Below are 18,651 nucleotides of genomic sequence, written 5' to 3'. Positions count from 1 at the left end.
TATGTTTTTAGTTGTTGCAGCTAGCAGATCTATTCCCATGATGGGAATAGATTTAATGACCACGATTGTTAAATTTTTCTTTTAATTGTCTTTTATGATAACTTCTTTCCATTGATCTGTACGGAAAGGCACAGCAGGAAATCCAGCCCGATTTTCCAAATTGGTTACGGCATCATTGGTAAATGCGTACCGCAAAGCAATGGGTTTAGTGACCATCTTGGAAGATACTTCCACACTATTTCCGATAATCTTCGCAGTAGCATTGTGGAAGACATGATCATCTCCAGCCAATTCAAAATAAGCTGGTACCGAGCCATCATTGGTTTTGAGTCCTGCACTAAGTCCTAAAACATCGTAATTGACGATGGCCTTGCCTTTGTCAAATTGTACAAAATTAGGTTGTGGTCCGCGATAAGCTTGATTGCGATAGCCGTAAAGACGATTGAGTGCAATATCCGCTAATCGCTCGCCCAATAATCTTTTCCGTTTAGGATGCAGATCGTTCGCATCACCGACATCCATGCTGACCACCATTTCTACATTATTTAAAGCGCATAACTTTTCTTGTGCTTCTCTAAAAAATGCATCTACGCGATTCGTCTTATCCCTTCCTTCATGTCCGTAAGGAGCAATTTGAATGAAGTAAAATGGTAATTCACCCTGCCTAAAAGACGTCCTCCATGCTCGTACTAAGGATTCCATCAATAGGCTAAAATTCTCCCGTTCTTCGTGATTGCTCTCGCCCTGATACCAACAAATTCCTTTGATCTCAAAATAGCGAAGCGGGTGTATCATCGCGTTGTATAATAAATAGGGACGCGTCACTTTTTCAAAAGAAAAGCCACCGTCGATCACTTCTTTAGATCGGGAACTCGATAAGTAAGGTTCCAAATACTGTTTATCGAGTACTGGATTGTTTGCTAACTCCGATTTGGGCACATACGCTTGCGCGGCAGAAGCACCGATTCCCGAAAAGATTACACCAATAGGATAACGTAGCGAGTCAGACAAGCGGCTTGCCAAATAAAACCCTGCTGCACTAAACTTTTTGGCGATCTCGGGTGTACAAATTTCCCACGAGCCACCAAGAGAATCCAAGAGGCTATCTGAAAAATTTAGCGATGCATTGAATAAGCGAATCTCAGGACGATCTGCCTTGGCAATACCTTGGGCTGCATCCAAATCTTCATGTAAAGAGAATTGCATATTGGACTGCCCAGAACACAACCACACATCACCAATGAGTAAAGAATCCAACAGAATATGTTCTCCCCCAGATTCAACACGCAGCCAATGTGCGGCAAAAGGATCACGCTGAACGCTTGGCACATCCAGTATCGCCATAAATGCTCCTTGATCATCTGCCTGCACATCAACCTGCGTTGCCAGCCAATCTACCTTCACCGAAACCTTGGCGCCTTTCTCAGCTTCTCCCCAGACACGCATGGGTCTATTCTGCTGTACAATCATTTTGGATTGTAGCATAGAAGATAACTTAAGTGATTTAGGCGACGCATATACATCTTTGAAGAACAGTAACAATATAAACGTTGCGAAATAGGCAAAATAGGTGTATTTCATAACATCAAGGTTTCATTTCGTGAATGGTGAATGGACTAGCTTCTTTATTACGCCCGCGGTTTGTATTTGGACGATTGCTCATTTTGTATTTCAGTGTACCGCCTTCCAGAATATCTTGGATATCGATATAGTTTTTGTCAAGCGACTTACCATTGATGGATGCCGATTCTATATAAACATTAGATGCACTATTGTTTTCTGCTTCAATGACGAATTTCTTTCCGTTTTCTAAGTGAATAGTCGCTTTCTCAAATACTGGGCTACCAATATTGTATTCGGTAGTACCTGGACATACGCTATACAAGCCTAAAGCACTCAACACGTACCAAGACGACATACCGCCTTGATCTTCATCGCCTGGGAAACCTTTTGGCGTAGCGTTGTACAGTTGAGACATGATTTTGCGTACACGTTCTTGCGTCTTCCAAGGTTGTCCAGCATAATTATAGGCATAAGCGACGTGTTGTACAGGTTGATTACCATGGGCATACTGCCCCATATTCGCCAATACCATTTCGGTCATCTCATGGATTTCAAAACCATAGCTTCCAACTTTAAAGTCAGAGTGCATCGTAAAGAACGTATCTAGCTTGGTAACAAACTTTTCGGCGCCGCCCATCATATTGCCTAAAGCACCTAGATCGTGAAATACCGACCATGTATATTGCCATGAATTACCTTCGGTGAATGGGCCACCCCACTCAATCGGATCAAAGTCTGGTCTCCAACTTCCGTCGGCCAAACGACCGCGCATAAAACCAACCTCGCTATCCCATACGTGTCGGTAATTGAACATTTGTCTTTTGAAAATTTCGGCGTAGTAATCGTTTCCGATTGCTTTTGCCAATTGATAACCACAAAAATCATTGTAGGCATACTCCAGCGTCTTAGCGGTGGTTTCGTGTACCTTGCCGCCATATGGCACATACCCTTTTGTGAAATAATCTTCCCATCCTTCGCGTCCGTTGGAACCGCCAAATGGACCTTTGTTAGTTGCTTCGTGCAGATAAGCCTCCAGTGCTTTCTCAGGATCGAATGAACGAACGCCTTTCACCCAAGCATCTGTGAGTAATGAAATCGCATGATTACCCAACATCACGCCAGACATAGCTGGGTTCGACCAAGTCGGCAGCCAACCAGATTGATCGTAGGCATCCAATAAAGATTGCATATAACGCCCTTGGTATTCTCGCTGGAGAATATTGTTTAGCGGAAATTGCGCGCGAAATGTATCCCAAAAGCCATTGTCGGTATACATATATCCATCATGAACCTTCTCGTCGTATGGACTAAAATAGATAGGTTTATTGTCCTTATTTATTTCATAAATCTTACGTGAGAAAAGATTGGCACGGAATAAACAAGAGTAGAAAGTTGCTTTTTCTTCTTCTGTACCGCCCTCGATTTCGATACGACCCAGCAAGGCATTCCATACTTCGGCACCTGCCTTCCTCGTTTGTTCTAGATTTTTGTGCGAGCCAAGTTCACGTGATAGATTAAGCTCAGCTTGTTCAAGATCGATATAGGAAGAGGCTACTTTAGCATTGACTATAGCACCTTTCTTGAAGGTGAGGTACGCACCTATTTGTTCTCCTTCTATAGTTTGTTGACTGCTGTTTGGCTTTGGGTTCGCTACACTCCAAGTACCAGAAGTCGTGAAATCTTGATCAAACTCGATGACAAAATGGCTCCACATTTTGTTGGGCATAAAATAACCATTCCTGACGCGACCGATGATACGTCGTTTTTCGGGTTGTACTTCAATTTGCGCACCTTTGGTATAGCCATCTAAAACTAGGTGAGATTCTGTTTTCTTTGGAAAAGAAAAACGCATGAACGCACCGCGCTCTGTCGGCGATATCTCCGTTTGTATCCCATTATCGAATTTCACGCGATAATAATTGGGCTTACCAACTTCATTATCATGGCTAAACGCACTTGCACGATCATCTTCCAGTACTTTGAGTTGTCCAACGACTGGCATCAAGGAGAATACTGCATAATCATTCATCCAAGGGCTACATTGATGTACTTGTTGAAATCCTCGTATGGTAGAATCGGTGTACTTGTACTTCCATCCATCGCCATTTTTTCCCGTTTGTGCAGAGAAGAAGTTTTGTGCAAACGGAAGTGCAATCGTTGGATAGGTATTACCGTAGGACAATTGCGGATTCGAATACGTCCCCTGCAATGTATTCACATAAGATAATGGATCCTTCTGCTGCGCTCGGATGTTTTGTCCGGCTAAGGATAGCAAGATTAAAATATAGAAATTGACTGTTTTTAGCATATTATTCATGTTTAAGAGATTAGTATTATAAGCCGATTTGTAAACCAAGATTAATTGCCCGCTGATTAAAATAAGCATCACCGCTCGTGTTGCTCGAAATCTCTGGATCTTGTTGATACTTATTGTAGTTAGTCCATGTCAATAGATTGTAGGCACTTAGATAAAGTCGCAAACTATTGACGCCAAGAGGCAACTTTCGACCCGAAAATTGATAGCCTAGATCCACGGTTTTGAGTCGGACGTATTGTGCATCGAGCAACCAAAAATCAGATCGATAAGCGCGGGCACTATTTACGGTCGTCGGGTTTTGAGTCAACCTTGGGAATTCGGCATTTTGCGCATTTCCAGGCGTATATCTTTGCTGATGTATGGGTTGGAATTGACTTTGAAACGGTTCTATACCTGTACCAATAACGTCAAAACTATAATCAAACGATCCTTGCACCAATACATTGACACTAAACCCTTTGTAATTGGCGCCTAAGGTCAATCCTAAAACGGTACTAGGCAGATTCGGTCGTCCAATTGGTGCTTGATCCCGATCATCAATAAAACCATCACCATTAAGATCGAGGTACTTAAGATCGCCCTCTTGGATGCCGCCTTGACCAGTCGGCGATAACCCATATAGTGGTATTGGCGGCCGAGAACCAACTGGAGCGATACCATCGGGCGTATAGATTTGAGCAATATCATCGCTGCTGTAAAATCCGTCAAATAGATAGCCGAAAGGCTGATCAATGGGCTGTCCAGTACGCGCCAACCAAGGAAATGCTGGCGAAGCCTCATCTTGAAATAACACCTTATTGCGAAATACTTGAAAAACAAGATCGCTGCTAATACCGACTTGTCCGATTTGACTTCTGTAACTTACAATACCGTCAAATCCACGATTCACTGTCCGAGCCACATTAGTCGGTGCAAAACCAACACCCAAAATTCCGGGAACGGATCCGCGACGAATCAATTGATCGAAACGTGTATTGTGGAAGTAATCAACAGTCAGATTTAGCTTCTGATTGAACAGATTCAACTCCAATCCGACATTTCTTTTCCATTCCTTTTCCCAAGTCACATTCATATTCCCAAGCTCACCTTCCCTGATCGTGCCTACACCAGCTCCACCAGTTCCAAAAACGTAGCCACCGCTATTTTCATAGATCTGGTTATACAGATACCTTCCGCCGCTGGTCACATCAGACCCTACCAGACCGAAAGATGCCCTAACCTTGAGCAGGTCAACTTTTGGAAACCACTCTTGAATAAAGGATTCTTTAGAGGCTACCCAGCCAATCCCTACCGCTGGAAACCATCCGTATCGCTGATCTTTGGCAAAGCGATCGGTACCATTGTAGGCTGTATTCACATCAAGTAAGTACTTCTCTTTGTAATTGTAACCTACTTTCAAGGATGTACCGCGAAAGTTTTCAGGAACATTGGCTTGCGCAGACACACTTTGTTGATTGACTAATAACAAAGAGCTTATGCGATGATCACCAAAATCGCGGTCATAGTTGATAAATCCTTGGATATTCAAGTTGCGATAATACTGATTGGTATTGCCAAATACACCATATGGTTCTAAGACGTAACGTCCACGAGGGTCCAATTGGTACGAATCATTCACACTGTTGTAATGATAAGATGGTGGCAATCCACCGCGCGTAATGCCGCGCGCATATTCTTCGATGCCACCATACGCAATACGCGCCGTTAATACCAATCCAGGGGTGATGAAATCCAATTGTTGACGTGCTTGCAACAAGGCATTGTAATCACTGCGCTTGGTACGGTTGTATCCACCATTGGCCAGACGGGCATTGAGTGTAGGCAGCGCATCTGGATTAAATTCAGAAAACGCATACGCATAACTGCCGTTGGGATTTATAAATGGTGCTGAAAATGGTGTAATCTTGCTAAAATCATATATTTCACCAACGGCGTTGAGCGAGTTGGGTTGATTAATATCTGCAAAACGCGTACTTAAGTCAAAGCGTAACTGGAGTGTTTTCGTTGCCCGAAGATCTAGATTTGACCGAAAATTGTAGCGACGAAAAAAGTAGTTGGTGTTAACTTCGTTATACGGGTCATCAAAATCTCGTACTAGACCGCCTTGCGTAAGTGCACCGCCAGAAATAAAGTAGCGCAACGATTCAGAGCCGCCAGATAAATCTAGATTCGCATTGGTCTGCGCTGCCACATTTTTGAATATCTCTTGATACCAATTCACATCGGGATGCCCATACGGATCGCTGCCGTCTTGAAAAAGCTGTAGCTGTCTTTCCGAAAATCGCTCTGGCAGTCCATCGTTGACAAAGGCCTCATTAATCAGCTTGGCTGATTCATAAGAATTGAGGAATTGAGGCGTACGGATGGGATTTTGAATTCCCGATTCCAACCTCAAATTGATTTGTGGCTTCCCGGTGCTACCACGGCGAGTGGTGACGATCAAAACACCATTCGCGCCTTTGATACCATATATGGCGGTGGTAGAGGCATCTTTCAAAATGGTGATATTCTCGATTTCGTTCACATTTATTTGTTGCAATTGGTCGTAAGAATATTCGATATCATCGACCAAAATTAAGGGTCTATTACCGCCACTATTCAAAGAGCTAACACCACGGATAAAAAAGTCAGAGGCATCTCTACCGGGCTGACCAGACCTTTGCTGCGAAACAAATCCAGGCATTCGCCCCATCAATGTATTTTGCACATTGGCGGTCGGCACATTTCGTATTTCGGCGCCCGATACAGAACTAACCGCACCTGTATTTGTGATCTTCTTGGTGGTGCCAAATCCGACCACGATGACCTCATCCAAACCTTGATTGGAAGGTTGTAGCGTGACATCAATGTAGTCTTCACGACCAAGCACCAATTCGTAATCGGCAAAACCTATTAATTTGACGATTACCGTATTGGATTGCCCTTGAAGGCTTAGCGTAAAGCGTCCGCGTTGGTCCGAAGAGGCCATATTATTTTCTACATTCTTTTCCCGTATTGTTGCACCGGGAAGCACACCTGTAAGATCCCGCACGGTTCCTCTAATTGTGCGGTTCTGTGCGAAGGCTAGCGACCAGCTGCACAGACAGGTGTATAAGATTATTATGATGATACTATTTTTCATTTTTCAACGGATAATTGGTAAAACACACTTCTCAATTCCACCCTGGATTTTGCTCCATGTTGTTGTTCTTTAAGACCTCACTGTCTGGAATCGGATACAGGTACATAGCGGTTGTAAAACGTGGTTGAAAAACCTCCTCCTGGCTGTACGTAAATTGTCCACCATTTTCTAAAATCTGCATACCATGCAGCGGAAGATTTAACTTGTTTTCTGCGATTTTCCATCGGCGTATATCCCAATAGCGATGTTCTTCAAAGGCCAATTCGATCCGCCGTTCATTTTGAATAAGCTCTCTCATCGTTGCTTTGTTGGCACTTGTTGGTAAGCCAAAGTTTCCATCATCGCCCGCATCAACACCAGCTCTTCTACGCAAATCTTTCAATTGTGCTAGCACTTCGGAAACTGGTCCTTGTGCCTCATTTAGCGCTTCGATGTAATTCAATACGACTTCGGTATATCTGAACAAGATATAATCTCGCTGGCTCTCACTGTACTGAGCAGCTTCTTCAAAATCGCCCATCAGCTTTTTCATATAATAACTTGTACGAGTTTGTAGATCACTGCCTCCGGGACGATTCTGCCCACCAAGGTAGGTTTGCAAATTGGTGCCTAACCAGCGAGCGCCATTGTACAGAATAGTCTCGTAGAATCGTGGATCTCTTCCTACATACGGATTATTCGGATCATAGGTAGTACTTTGATCTATCGGAACGCCATTGGCCATTGGAAATGCGTCGACTAATTCTTGTGTTGGACTAGTTTGCCCTTGCCCACCGATCTGGGTTCCAAAACCAAATGGTCCATTCGTGTTTTCGATATCACGATTATTGCTCCATTGTTTAAAAAATAAAATCTCTGAATTGTATTGTTCCGTAAACACTTTCCGCACATCATCCACCAAGGCATAGGTACCTAAGTCTATGACTTCTTTTGCAGCATCAGCAGCTCTTTGCCAGCGATTGTTGTCTAATGCGGTGTATCCTGTTACTGGATTAGCGCCATCGATGTTGCCGCCATTGAACAAAGGACTTGCAGCATACAATAGTACGCGTACTTTCAGCGCCATTGCTGCTCCCTTGGTTGCGCGATGGCTGTTCCTAGAAGGATTTGGGACAGGATAATACAAAAGGCTATCACGAATAGCATCCATTTCGCTCACGATGTAGTCGACGCAATCACTATAACTATTGCGAGGCAATTCTATCTGATCGTCCAAGCTACGGGCATCATTGCCCATGAGCGGAATACCGCCGTAGCGCTTCAATAATTCAAAGTAAGCTAGTGCCCGCAGAAAACGTGCTTCGGCTTTCCAAGTCCTTTTGACTGTAAGTCCAGTAGGTAGCGCTTCGAATTTGCTATCGTTTAGAGGAACTACATCAATGTTATTAATGAAGATGGTGGCAGACCTGATATTTTCATACAATTGACCCCAAACCATATCGCTTTCAATGCGATCAAATGCGGAATATTGCCCTTGCAGGAGACGTCCAGCTGGATTATCCTCAAGATTGGACGGAATGGCGTTGTCAGTCGCGGCCTCAAGCAAATTGCCACTGATACGATTCATCGATACATCCCGTGGAAACATATCTGCATATAGTCCATTGAGATAACGACCTGCATTGATGCCCAAGGAATCGAGAGGATCAAATACGTAATCTATCGTCACGTTTTCCAATGGTTCGGCCTCGTAATCCTTTTTACAGGAGGCTGTCCCTAGTATGGCCAATGCTATTCCCCCCAATAACATAGTATATTTTATTTTATTCATCATAAAGGCTTTCATACTTATAAGTCTAGGTTCAAACCAAAATTGATAACTCTCTGTATTGGATAAGATCCGATCGCAACCTCTGGATCTTGGCCATCGAATGCTGACCAAGTAGCTAGATTCATCGCATTGGCAAATACCGTCAATCCACTCAATCGCATTTTATTCATCCATTGCGGCGAGAAGCTATAAGCAACTTGCACGTTCTTCAACCGAACGTAATTGCCACTGCGAATCCAAAAGGAAGATTCTGCATAATTGTGCGAGTTGCCAATGGTAAGCCGTGGATAAGTGGCTGTCGCAGCAGTTTCAGGTGTCCACCGATCTAGAATAGCAGGATAGGCTTGTTCAAAGCCACCAAATCCTAAAAATCCACCATAGATCGCTCTGTCGTCGAGATATAGATCCCTATTTCCGACACCTTGTATCAGTGCGCTAAAGCTTAGTCCTTTGTAAGAAAAGCCTAGGTTTAGTCCATAATAGATCAAGGGCTTGGTGGTTGATATCGCGGTACGATCAAACTGGTTGATGATGCCATCGCCGTTGAGGTCACGATAGCGGATATCTCCTGGAGACACTTCGTATCCGATGGTGGAAGCCGCTTCTTCTGCTTCTTGTTGATTTTGAATAATGCCATCGGCTATGTATCCCATGCGCACTCCAAGTGGTAGGCCAGTCATTTGTTGCCAAGGAAAACGTTGACGTTGTTCATCAAAATAGGACAACTTGGTTTGCTCAATCGTTAGATTTGGTGCTATGAAATATTGGAAATCACCTTCTCCACCTCGGTATGCCAAATTAAATTCAGCTCCTTTCACTTCCGATCTACCGATATTCTCATAAGGATAGCTTATGCCGATCAACTCGATGCTTTTGCCACGAGACTGCAATAGATCATAATATTGGTCATAGTATACATCACCAGTAAAGTCGATTTTGCCACCGAATAAACTCATATCTACACCCACATTGAGCTTATAAGCACCTTCCCATGTACGGATATTAGGCAGAAATCCATTCTCCCAAAATCCGCGTAGCTCCGAACGCGATGTACCAGCAGAGTACGCACCACTACCGATGCCACCATTGCTAGCTGTGAATGTTGCGCGGTAATCGTAATATCCAGCATTATCTACCCCGTTTCCTGTTTTGCCAAATACCCCACGGAGTTTTAAATGATTGATCCATGATGTATTGTCCTTCATGAAATCTTCTTCACTAGCGACCCAACCTAGGCCGAAAGCATAGAAAAGTCCATATTGATAACCTGGGCGATACCGATTAAAACCACTGGCATTTAAGGCCGCATGTGCCAAATACTTTTCCTTGTAATCATAAACCAATTTGGTGGTAGCGTTGGTCGCGACAGCTGGTAGATCAAAGTTGTACAATGTTCTGCGTTGATCTGCCTGTACGGTCGCTACCAAATGATTATTGGACCAAGACTTATCGTAATCAAGGGCTAGCTGGGTAAACCAAAATCTGGCGTTGAAAACCGTGTTGAAATCATTGGTCTGCGCTGATGCTGTGGCCATGATATTATACACCGTATCTCCCGCTGGAGTGATCCCCATATTATACGTCGGTTCACTGCGTTGTCGCACTATTCCGGTGAGCGATTGCACCGCAATATTGGTCATAGCACGTGCTTTGAGTCCAGATAATAAACTATTTAGATCATAATTCAGATTGATATTGGCCATGATATCTTTCATATTATCTTGGCGATAACCGGAATGCGTGGCTAGCGCAACTACATTGGTTTGAAAGTAATTGGTAGAAGCCCAACTGGCATCCGCATTGCGCACAGGGTAAGCCCCATTTGGTGTTTTCTTGACGCTTTCTAACAAATTTTGAGTGCCAATACCAGGCTCGTTACCATCTTGGATCCGACCTGTCATCTGAAGTCCTAATTTAAATTTCGGCGTGATATTGATATTGACGTTGGTATTAATCACATACCGCTTCAAGGACGAGTTTGTATTATAAGCGACGTTGGGATCTTCTTTGAATAAACCTTGTTGATCTGTATAATTTAAAGCGATCGCGTATTGGCTAACCGAATTACCACCTTTAGCTGATAGATTGTACCGCATCATGGGTGCATTGGAGCGAAATACTTCATCGTACCAATTTACATTGGGATAACGATATGGATCATTACCAGCTCGGAATGCATTAAAATCATCTACCGAATACACTGGTTGATTACCGACATTGGTCATTGCTTCATTGAGCAAATAGGCAAACTGGTAAGGTTCCAAAGGTTTTGGCCAAGGTAATGGTTCTTGCAGGGCCAATTGCGCTCTAAAATTGATATTCGTTTTGCCCATTTCTGGTCTTTTAGTCGTGACCAATAGAATTCCTCTCGAACTCCGTTGTCCCAATTCGATGGTCGATAATGCATCTTTCAACAGGGTGATGGATTCTATATTATCTGGATCTATCGAAAATATATCCCGCTGTACACCATCCACGATCACGACTGGTATTTGTCTGCGAAGTGCTATGCTGTATTCCGTATTTTCGCTAGGCACGCCTTGGCCTACCATAGGCACGTTACCACCTATTCCACTTTCATAGTTACGTGCTGTACTTGTCTGTCTAAATCCGCTATTCTGTTTGGTATAAAAACCAGGTAATCTGCCTGTCATCGCAGGCAAGTAACTATTGGCAGGCGTGGTATTTAACTGCTCATTCAGCAGTGTTGCTCTTGCGCCCACAAAAGTTTTAAGCGGAATCTCTTTATAATACCCACTTAAGGTATCTGCCTGTTCCTGATTCGCTTGTGCCTTAGCATTTTCTATTTGGAACAAACATATAATATACAGAAGCATCCCTATGTAGGATACAACCTGTTTAATGTTTGATTTCTGTCTCATAGTTTTAGGTATTAGTCACATCGAAACGTATGTGTAAATGGCTCGTCTGGACTATTAGCATAACCAACTCTAATAGCACCAGATGCATCAGTAAAAAAGTAATTCAGACGAACAATGGATTCTCCCTCTGCTAGTGCAAAATGTTGCCGCGGCCAGAACGTAATGTCAAACCGACCACGAAGACCTTCTACAAGCGTTAAACGGTTGCTCTCTTTTTGCAGGCATACCTCTTTGAATGTACCGTCAGCCAATTCGGCTGTAGCACATAAGAATATATCGTCGCCAAGCGGACCAGGTATTATTTCGCGATCAAAAGTGAGTGTCAAAATATCGTTATCCGAAGAGCGAAACGGGGTCAAAAAGGTTTGTGGTGGATTACAAAAATCTATGATATCTCCCTCGCCATCTGTCACTTCAAAACAGCTGCTAAACATGGACTTATACAAAGCACCAGGGCCACCCAAAAAGTCATTAAGACCATCCTCGCTCGATCCTACAAAATACCCTACTTTGAAGCGCATATTTTGCGAACCACTGCGAATCGAGATTTTAGCATCAATCTCGACATTATCACCATTCACAATATTGTACTGCTCGCGTGTCCAAAAAACGACCCATTCCATATCATCAATTAGATTTGGACCGATGCCGAACTTATTCATCAATGCCCCAGACCAAGGCAGGTTATTTCCTGAATTGGGTGCGCGTACGCTGCTAGGAATTTGAACGAAATCACCATTTCCAAAATCGGATGTGTAGGTAATCGTCGTGTTTCCAGCGGCCTGCCAGCTTCGTGGTAGCAATACCCCAATTACAAAACGTACATTGTTTCTTTCTTGTGCCGAGTTGACACGAGCAGTTAAAGTTGCTTCGAATACCTCCCCAGCTTCAACACTAGACGCTTGGTCTACTGAATCCAAAAACACGCAACAAACGATTAGTGTACTACATAACGCAATGATTAACCACTTGCCCATTCTGTGGGTACGCAAGCAAATTTTTCTAACTATTTTCATATCGATCTAGTTTTTTGTTAATCCGCGATTAAGGTATAGGTATAGCTATTCGTGCTACAGCCTGTATGGAAGTTTAAAGACAACTGTCTTTTGCCCTGAACGATCGGATATTCGAATAATGAACTCGCGCTATAGCCAGTGGATGACTCGTCAAATTTGATTTCAAACGGATATTGTGGATCGTCCAAGGTATAGGAACCATTGGTGGATACAATGAAAGGAATTGGTTGAGATAATTGGTATGTCCCGTCCGATTTAAAATCGACACGAAAATCATTAAAATTGAATTTCTTGGTGATATCGGCTCCATTTCTTACCGCTTTGGTAATTCGCCATATTCCAGTGATCTCCTTCGGTGTTTCAGGAATAAGCTCCTCCTGGCTCTCACACGAAAAAAATAAGCATATCAACAGTAGCACCGATACTCTTACTAAGTTTAGGTAAATTATGGTTTTCATTTTTGTAGATTAATTGGTTAGATTAAATGAAATTAGTACCCCGGATTTTGTTCGAGCTCTGGTGATTTACCGACTTCCAATAACGGAATTGGCCAGTAATACATTTCAGGTCGAAAATTATGTTTATCTACTTCTACGATCTTGTACGTAGGTACATTCTGTCTTCTGGTGACTTGCATGCCATGCATTTGCATATTCTGCGTATCGCCCATCAGCCAACGACGTACATCCCAAAATCGATGCCCCTCAAAAGCCAATTCGACACGGCGCTCCCCATGTATGATCGCTCGCATCTCCTCTTGTGACAGTCCTCTTGGAATAGTGTACGGATTCAGTCCGGCTCTACTCCGAATGGCTTCTATGGCCTGATAGACGTTTTCGTTAGGTCCGCTATATTCATTTACAGCTTCTGCGTAAGACAACAAAACCTCTGCATAACGGAGCAATGGAAAGTTTCTCGTACCGCCATGAATGAAATTGGCGGCATGTTCTGGATTTAGCATCTTGTTGGTATAGTAACCTGTTGGCGTACCAGAATAAATAGCATCCTGACTAGAAGGTGAACCATCGGCATTCAGATAAATATTCACTGGCACAATCGCACCTTGATTGTTGGCTATTTCGGTTTGATCTTTTATGAAACTATAGGCGAGTCGAGGATCGCGACCAGCATAAGGATTTTGCGGATCGTAACCACTATTTGGATCATCGATTGGCAAACCATTGGCCATGCCAAATGCATCCACCGTTTCTTGATACGGAAATCCTCCTTTGGCAGCACCACGCGAAGGTGGTTGCCAAATTTCCTCAAGCTCCTTATTCGTAGGTTGCATCCGAGCAATAATGTATTCTGTATTTTCTCGCAGGGTGAAGATCGTGTAGAATGACCTTCCTGGCGAGCTGTTATCTGCCGTATATAGATTATAGGTAGACGATGCGATGATCCGCTCCGCCGCTTCTGCCGCTAATCGCCAACGCTCCAAATCTGCAGTAGAATATCCTAGCAATGGATTGACGTTCGATCGGTTGTACAATGGACTGGCGGCATAAAGCAATGCACGCATCTTGAGCGCATCGCAGGTCCCCCCGCCTGCACGCCCGTACTCGCCTCTAATCTGTCTGTATGGTAACTGGGTGCGAACAGCATCGCACTCACTCACAATGTAATTAATGCACTCTTCGAAACTCGCTCTCTCTGCTGGAATGTAATCTGTAAAAGTATAGATCGTATCACCCACAAGTGGCACACCGCCATAGTGTTTCACCAGAATGAAGTAATACCAAGCTCGCAGGAAACGGGCTTCAGCTATCATAATAGATTTCTGATAATCAGCAATCGGTGCTTTCGCAATATTGGCAAGCAATTGATTTACTTTACGAATATTCGCATAGGGAATTGTCCAAGCATCAGTAGCAATACTAGCAGCCGTGATTGTACCCGACGAAAATAGTACCGATGTGGTCACATTGATCGAGCGCTGCGGTCGCGACTCATCACTCGCAGCATCCAAACCTCCGTTTCCAAATCTATTGGGATGTTCAGAAAATCCAATTTCTCGATAAATATCATTGAGAAATTGAACGGTATACAAACTATCTGAAAACACCATATCCTTATCCAGATCGGATGTGACCGTTTGGTCTAAAAAACCTTGCTTGCTACACGAATAGAATATAAGCGTAGCCATGCTTACTAAAGTAAGCCATAAAATGGGTTTCATAATTGCAGTGTTTAATGGTTAACTTTTATTTTTATTAGCTTCTCATATTGGTATATTTCTCGTAACGTTATTCTATAGGCAGTACTATTCATATATATCTTTGGGCTTGTCGGACATCTGCAATACCAATTCGCCGCCAGCCAATAGATCATCATGCGTAATGGTCATTTGACGAAGCGGCTTTCCATTTAAAACAGCAGAGCTGATGTAGGTATTATCTGCATCATGATTCTTCGCGATGATTCGAAATTCACGCGTTGATCCATCAAGGCTACCGACTTGCATTTGGATTTTTTCGAATATGGGACTCGTGATTTCGTAAGTGCCATCCGCTGGTGCTATGGGATGCAAGCCACTAGCTGCCAATACGTACCACGCCGACATCTGGCCAACGTCTTCATTGCCAACCAACCCTTCCTCGACAGCATTTCGATAGGCCTGACGGCAGATTAATTTACTCCATTTTTGGGTTAGCGATGGTTTGCCCAATTTGTTGAACATAAACGGCACATGATGTACAGGCTCATTTGCATGATTATAATAATCGTTCCAGCTGAAATTAATGGGTGTTTGTTCGAAGAAATGATTTAGATCGTTAATCATACTATCCTTTCCACCCAATAGCGCAGCAAGTCCATTCACATCATGTGGTACAAACCAACCTTGCTGGTACGGGTTGCTCTCGATCGTGCCATACCAATGCGCCTCACGCCCATTCGTAGGCCAAGGAAGAAACGTCCCATTTTTATCTTTAGGTCGAAACCATTTCTTCTCCGGATCAAAAATAGTTTTGTATGCTTGTGCCCGTTGCAGACTTTGAGCCGCAGCATCGTGCTTACCCAATTGTTTTTCGAGCATAGCCAAACACCATTCACTGTAAGCATATTCTAACGTCAGTGAAATACCCAACTTACCAGGGCTAAACATTTGCTCACCATTTCCAAACGTATTGACGGAGCCTACGGCTAACTCATATGCCTTGTTTACATCATAATCTCGGATATTTTTGGCATAAGCTTCTGCCAAAACATTTACGGCTGGGTTTCCGATCATACAACCCGAATAGGCATTCATAATCTCCCAGCGTTCAAAATAGTTTAATTGCTTTTCGCCGGCTAGATCAATAAGCGAATGCAAAACATCATTGACCACACGCGGATTGATGATGGTTTGTAGAGGAAACTGGCTACGAAACACATCCCATCCGCTAAAAATAGTACGACGCGTATGCGATCCTTCAGCAGTGCGAATTTGTCCATTTCCAGTAGGATATCGCCCATCTACGTCTTGCAACGTTCTTGGATCGATCATGGTACGATACAAGGCCGTGTAAAAGATGGTCTTTTCTTCATCTGTGCCACCACTAACTTTCATTTTGTCGAGCGCTGTCGCCCACAATCCTCTTGCTCTTTGATGCACGGCATCCATATCCCAATCTGCTATCTCTGATTTAAGATTGTGCATGGCACCATTTTCATCTACGAAAGATATGCCCACTTTCATCAAGACTTGCTCGTCGGCCTGCGTATCAAAACTGGTATAAAAACCCAAATGCTTGCCTTGTGCTTGTGTACGACCAGGTTCTACGGTAGCATTAGCAATCCAATCTTGATAATAATTGGCTTGTACATTTTCTCGATTTCGTTTTGCCGTATCTGGAATATGAGCTTCCCACACGCCCACACCTGTCAGCGGTTTGCTAAATTCCGCATAGAAATAAACCGTGTAGTCAGACTGTCCTTCGCCATCGCCCCATCCGCCACCTTCGGGCGTGCATTTCATCCAGCCAGAAATATGATGCTCATCGAGCACTTGAATCTTCTGTTCGGTAGATGTGCCACCCACACGACGTGCTAGGTCGATTTGTATACGCGATTCCTGATGTTGCGGAAAAGTAAATCGCATCATACCGCTGTGCGGTGCTGCTGCCAGCTCTACCCCAATATTGTAGTCTGAAAGATGTACTTCGTACCAGCCTGCCGAGGCCTTTTCAGATTTTTTATCGTAACGACTGCGGTATCCAGCACGGCCATTTTCTTTGCCAGCTTGCGGCTGCAATGGTCCTGTGGTCGGCATGACTAGAAAGTTGCCCAAATCACCAAACCAGCCCACTCCGCTCATTTGCGTCATCGCAAAACCTTCTATTGTTTGATGTTCGTAACTATATCCCGAACCATTATCACCGCCGGTAATCGTATTGGGACTGAGCTGCACCATACCGAATGGTGTGGTCGCCCCCGGAATGGTCTTCCCAAGACCATGATAAATTCCGGCGGCGCCAACACTCGTGCTACTTCCGATGAAGGGATTGATATAATCTATTGGAGCATCTTGCTTACAAGATTTTCCGATCAATAGTATCCCAGCTAAAAAAATATATGTGATGGATTTCATGGATCGCTTCAGTGATTTATTGAATAGCCGTTAGTGTAACACGTATCTTTTTTGGACGGTTTAAGGTGTAAAGCTGCTTCCGGATTGCCGCCATATTTTTTTCCAAAACCTTTCTAGATGCTGGGTTTCGCACGGCTTTATAATCCTCCGTTTTAGACTTCAGCCAGACATTATCTTGATTGGCCATCACGGTGTCTAGTGCTTTTTGTGAGTCGTCTAGCAATAGTCCCTTCTCTTTAAGAAAATTGTAATTTACCCAGGTGTAATTCCGAAACTTGCGTTCTAGATCGCGGTATTCTCCCATGATGTGGATCAGCTGCTCCGCTTGTTTGTACTGTGAGGTATTGGTCAAGCTCGCCAAATTTATTCCTTCGGCTAGCTGCGCTGATGAAAATCGACCGATCAGGTTGTTATCCAAACGTAGTTCATAATCGCTAGCGCCATCTAAGCCCATTACTTTTATACTTTCTTGATTCATTTCTTCCATAAATGGAATGACTTCGAGCGCTTCTGCTTGCGTTTGCCAGTTTTGCCAAACCCTTGGCACAGTATCGATTGGGAATGGTAATGCAGCGGCTAGGTAATCGTAGGATACCGAGTTTGACGAAGCCTTTAGAGAAGAAACGCGCGCATTTTGTGTTTCTGTAATTTTAGACTGCTGCGCATCGATATGCACTACAGATACTGGTTTTCCAGCCATTCCCTGCGCTTTGAGAAATAGATATGCCATCGCAAAATGACCAGCGCTTCCAGGGTGGATTCTATCTGGACCAGTCAGTGTAAATTCTGGGTTTTTAGCTTGTTCTCGTACGGTAATGGTAGTCATTTGCCCCATTAGATCGACGAAATCCCATGTATTACGCTCCGCTGTTTCTTGTTGAAACGAAGCCATCGCTTCCATTGTGGCCGCTTTGCCTGGGAAATAATTGTCATTATTTTTTACGGTCTCATCGTACAATGAGGAACTCATGATGATCTTACGCAGACGAGGATGCTGCTTCAGCGTTGCTACTATCTTCTGAAAATAAGCAAGTGAGGTATCTACTGCGATTTTGCGTGTTTCTGCTGTTTTTGTCCGATCGCCATATTCGTAGTATTTACTATCATTCATACCAAACGTAACCACTAAAGCAGTTGGCTTCTTGCCAAGAATATCGACTGCAAGACGATCGTTTATATTTTTCGCGACATCACCACCAATCCCGCCATTGAGTACGGTGATCTCTTGATTGGGGAATCGTGTAATATAATATAGCCACAAATCATTGTGGTATAAGCCTGCTTCGGTAATACTATTTCCTGCAAATACAATGCGATCTCCTTTCTTGAAAGGCTTGATTGCTTGCGCAAAAGTATTTTGAGCAAAAAAAATGAGGAAAGCAATGAAAATTAATGGTTTCATAGATGA

Annotated in this window: 10 protein-coding genes; all 10 read right to left on the bottom strand. The window is 43.5% G+C overall.

Annotated elements, in window-relative coordinates; genetic code table 11:
• Positions 1 to 81: 81 nt before the first annotated feature.
• The 10 genes from A0125_RS07165 to A0125_RS07120 all read right to left on the bottom strand — a co-directional run bounded on the left by A0125_RS07165 (position 82) and on the right by A0125_RS07120 (position 18,645).
• Positions 82 to 1,581, bottom strand: coding sequence for a sialate O-acetylesterase (locus A0125_RS07165; RefSeq protein ID WP_066754010.1), 1,500 nt, complete (start codon positions 1,579 to 1,581; stop codon positions 82 to 84).
• Positions 1,582 to 1,585: 4 nt separating this feature from the next.
• Entirely contained in the window at positions 1,586 to 3,871 is a 2,286-nt protein-coding gene (locus A0125_RS07160) for a GH92 family glycosyl hydrolase (protein WP_156472455.1), read from the bottom strand.
• A 25-nt stretch (positions 3,872 to 3,896) separates the two neighbouring features.
• Positions 3,897 to 7,001, bottom strand: a complete 3,105-nt coding sequence (locus A0125_RS07155) for a SusC/RagA family TonB-linked outer membrane protein (protein WP_066754008.1) — start codon at positions 6,999 to 7,001, stop codon at positions 3,897 to 3,899.
• A gap of 31 nt (positions 7,002 to 7,032) precedes the next feature.
• Positions 7,033 to 8,775: a RagB/SusD family nutrient uptake outer membrane protein gene (locus A0125_RS07150; protein ID WP_231863158.1), complete on the bottom strand. Its 1,743-nt coding sequence runs from the start codon at positions 8,773 to 8,775 to the stop codon at positions 7,033 to 7,035.
• A 14-nt stretch (positions 8,776 to 8,789) separates the two neighbouring features.
• Positions 8,790 to 11,654: a SusC/RagA family TonB-linked outer membrane protein gene (locus A0125_RS07145; protein WP_066754006.1), complete on the bottom strand. Its 2,865-nt coding sequence runs from the start codon at positions 11,652 to 11,654 to the stop codon at positions 8,790 to 8,792.
• Positions 11,655 to 11,665: 11 nt separating this feature from the next.
• Positions 11,666 to 12,580 (bottom strand): DUF4961 domain-containing protein, encoded by a 915-nt coding sequence (locus tag A0125_RS07140; RefSeq protein ID WP_197464812.1) that lies wholly within the window; start codon positions 12,578 to 12,580, stop codon positions 11,666 to 11,668.
• Positions 12,581 to 12,687: 107 nt separating this feature from the next.
• A complete protein-coding gene (locus A0125_RS07135) occupies positions 12,688 to 13,128 on the bottom strand; it encodes a DUF5004 domain-containing protein (protein ID WP_066754004.1) in 441 nt (146 codons plus the stop codon).
• Between the two features lie 32 nt (positions 13,129 to 13,160).
• Positions 13,161 to 14,849 carry a RagB/SusD family nutrient uptake outer membrane protein gene (locus A0125_RS07130; protein WP_066754002.1) on the bottom strand — a complete coding sequence of 563 codons (1,689 nt, stop codon included), beginning with the start codon at positions 14,847 to 14,849 and terminating at the stop codon, positions 13,161 to 13,163.
• An 84-nt stretch (positions 14,850 to 14,933) separates the two neighbouring features.
• Positions 14,934 to 17,243 (bottom strand): GH92 family glycosyl hydrolase, encoded by a 2,310-nt coding sequence (locus A0125_RS07125; protein WP_066754000.1) that lies wholly within the window; start codon positions 17,241 to 17,243, stop codon positions 14,934 to 14,936.
• Positions 17,244 to 17,259: 16 nt separating this feature from the next.
• A complete protein-coding gene (locus A0125_RS07120) occupies positions 17,260 to 18,645 on the bottom strand; it encodes an SGNH/GDSL hydrolase family protein (RefSeq protein WP_066753998.1) in 1,386 nt (461 codons plus the stop codon).
• Positions 18,646 to 18,651 lie beyond the last annotated feature (6 nt).

This window comes from Sphingobacterium populi, assembly GCF_001586775.1.
In the GTDB taxonomy this organism is placed as follows: Bacteria; Bacteroidota; Bacteroidia; order Sphingobacteriales; family Sphingobacteriaceae; genus Sphingobacterium; species Sphingobacterium populi.
The sequence above is the reverse complement of the archived record's forward strand: the minus strand, read 5'-3'. Positions and strand labels throughout refer to the sequence as shown.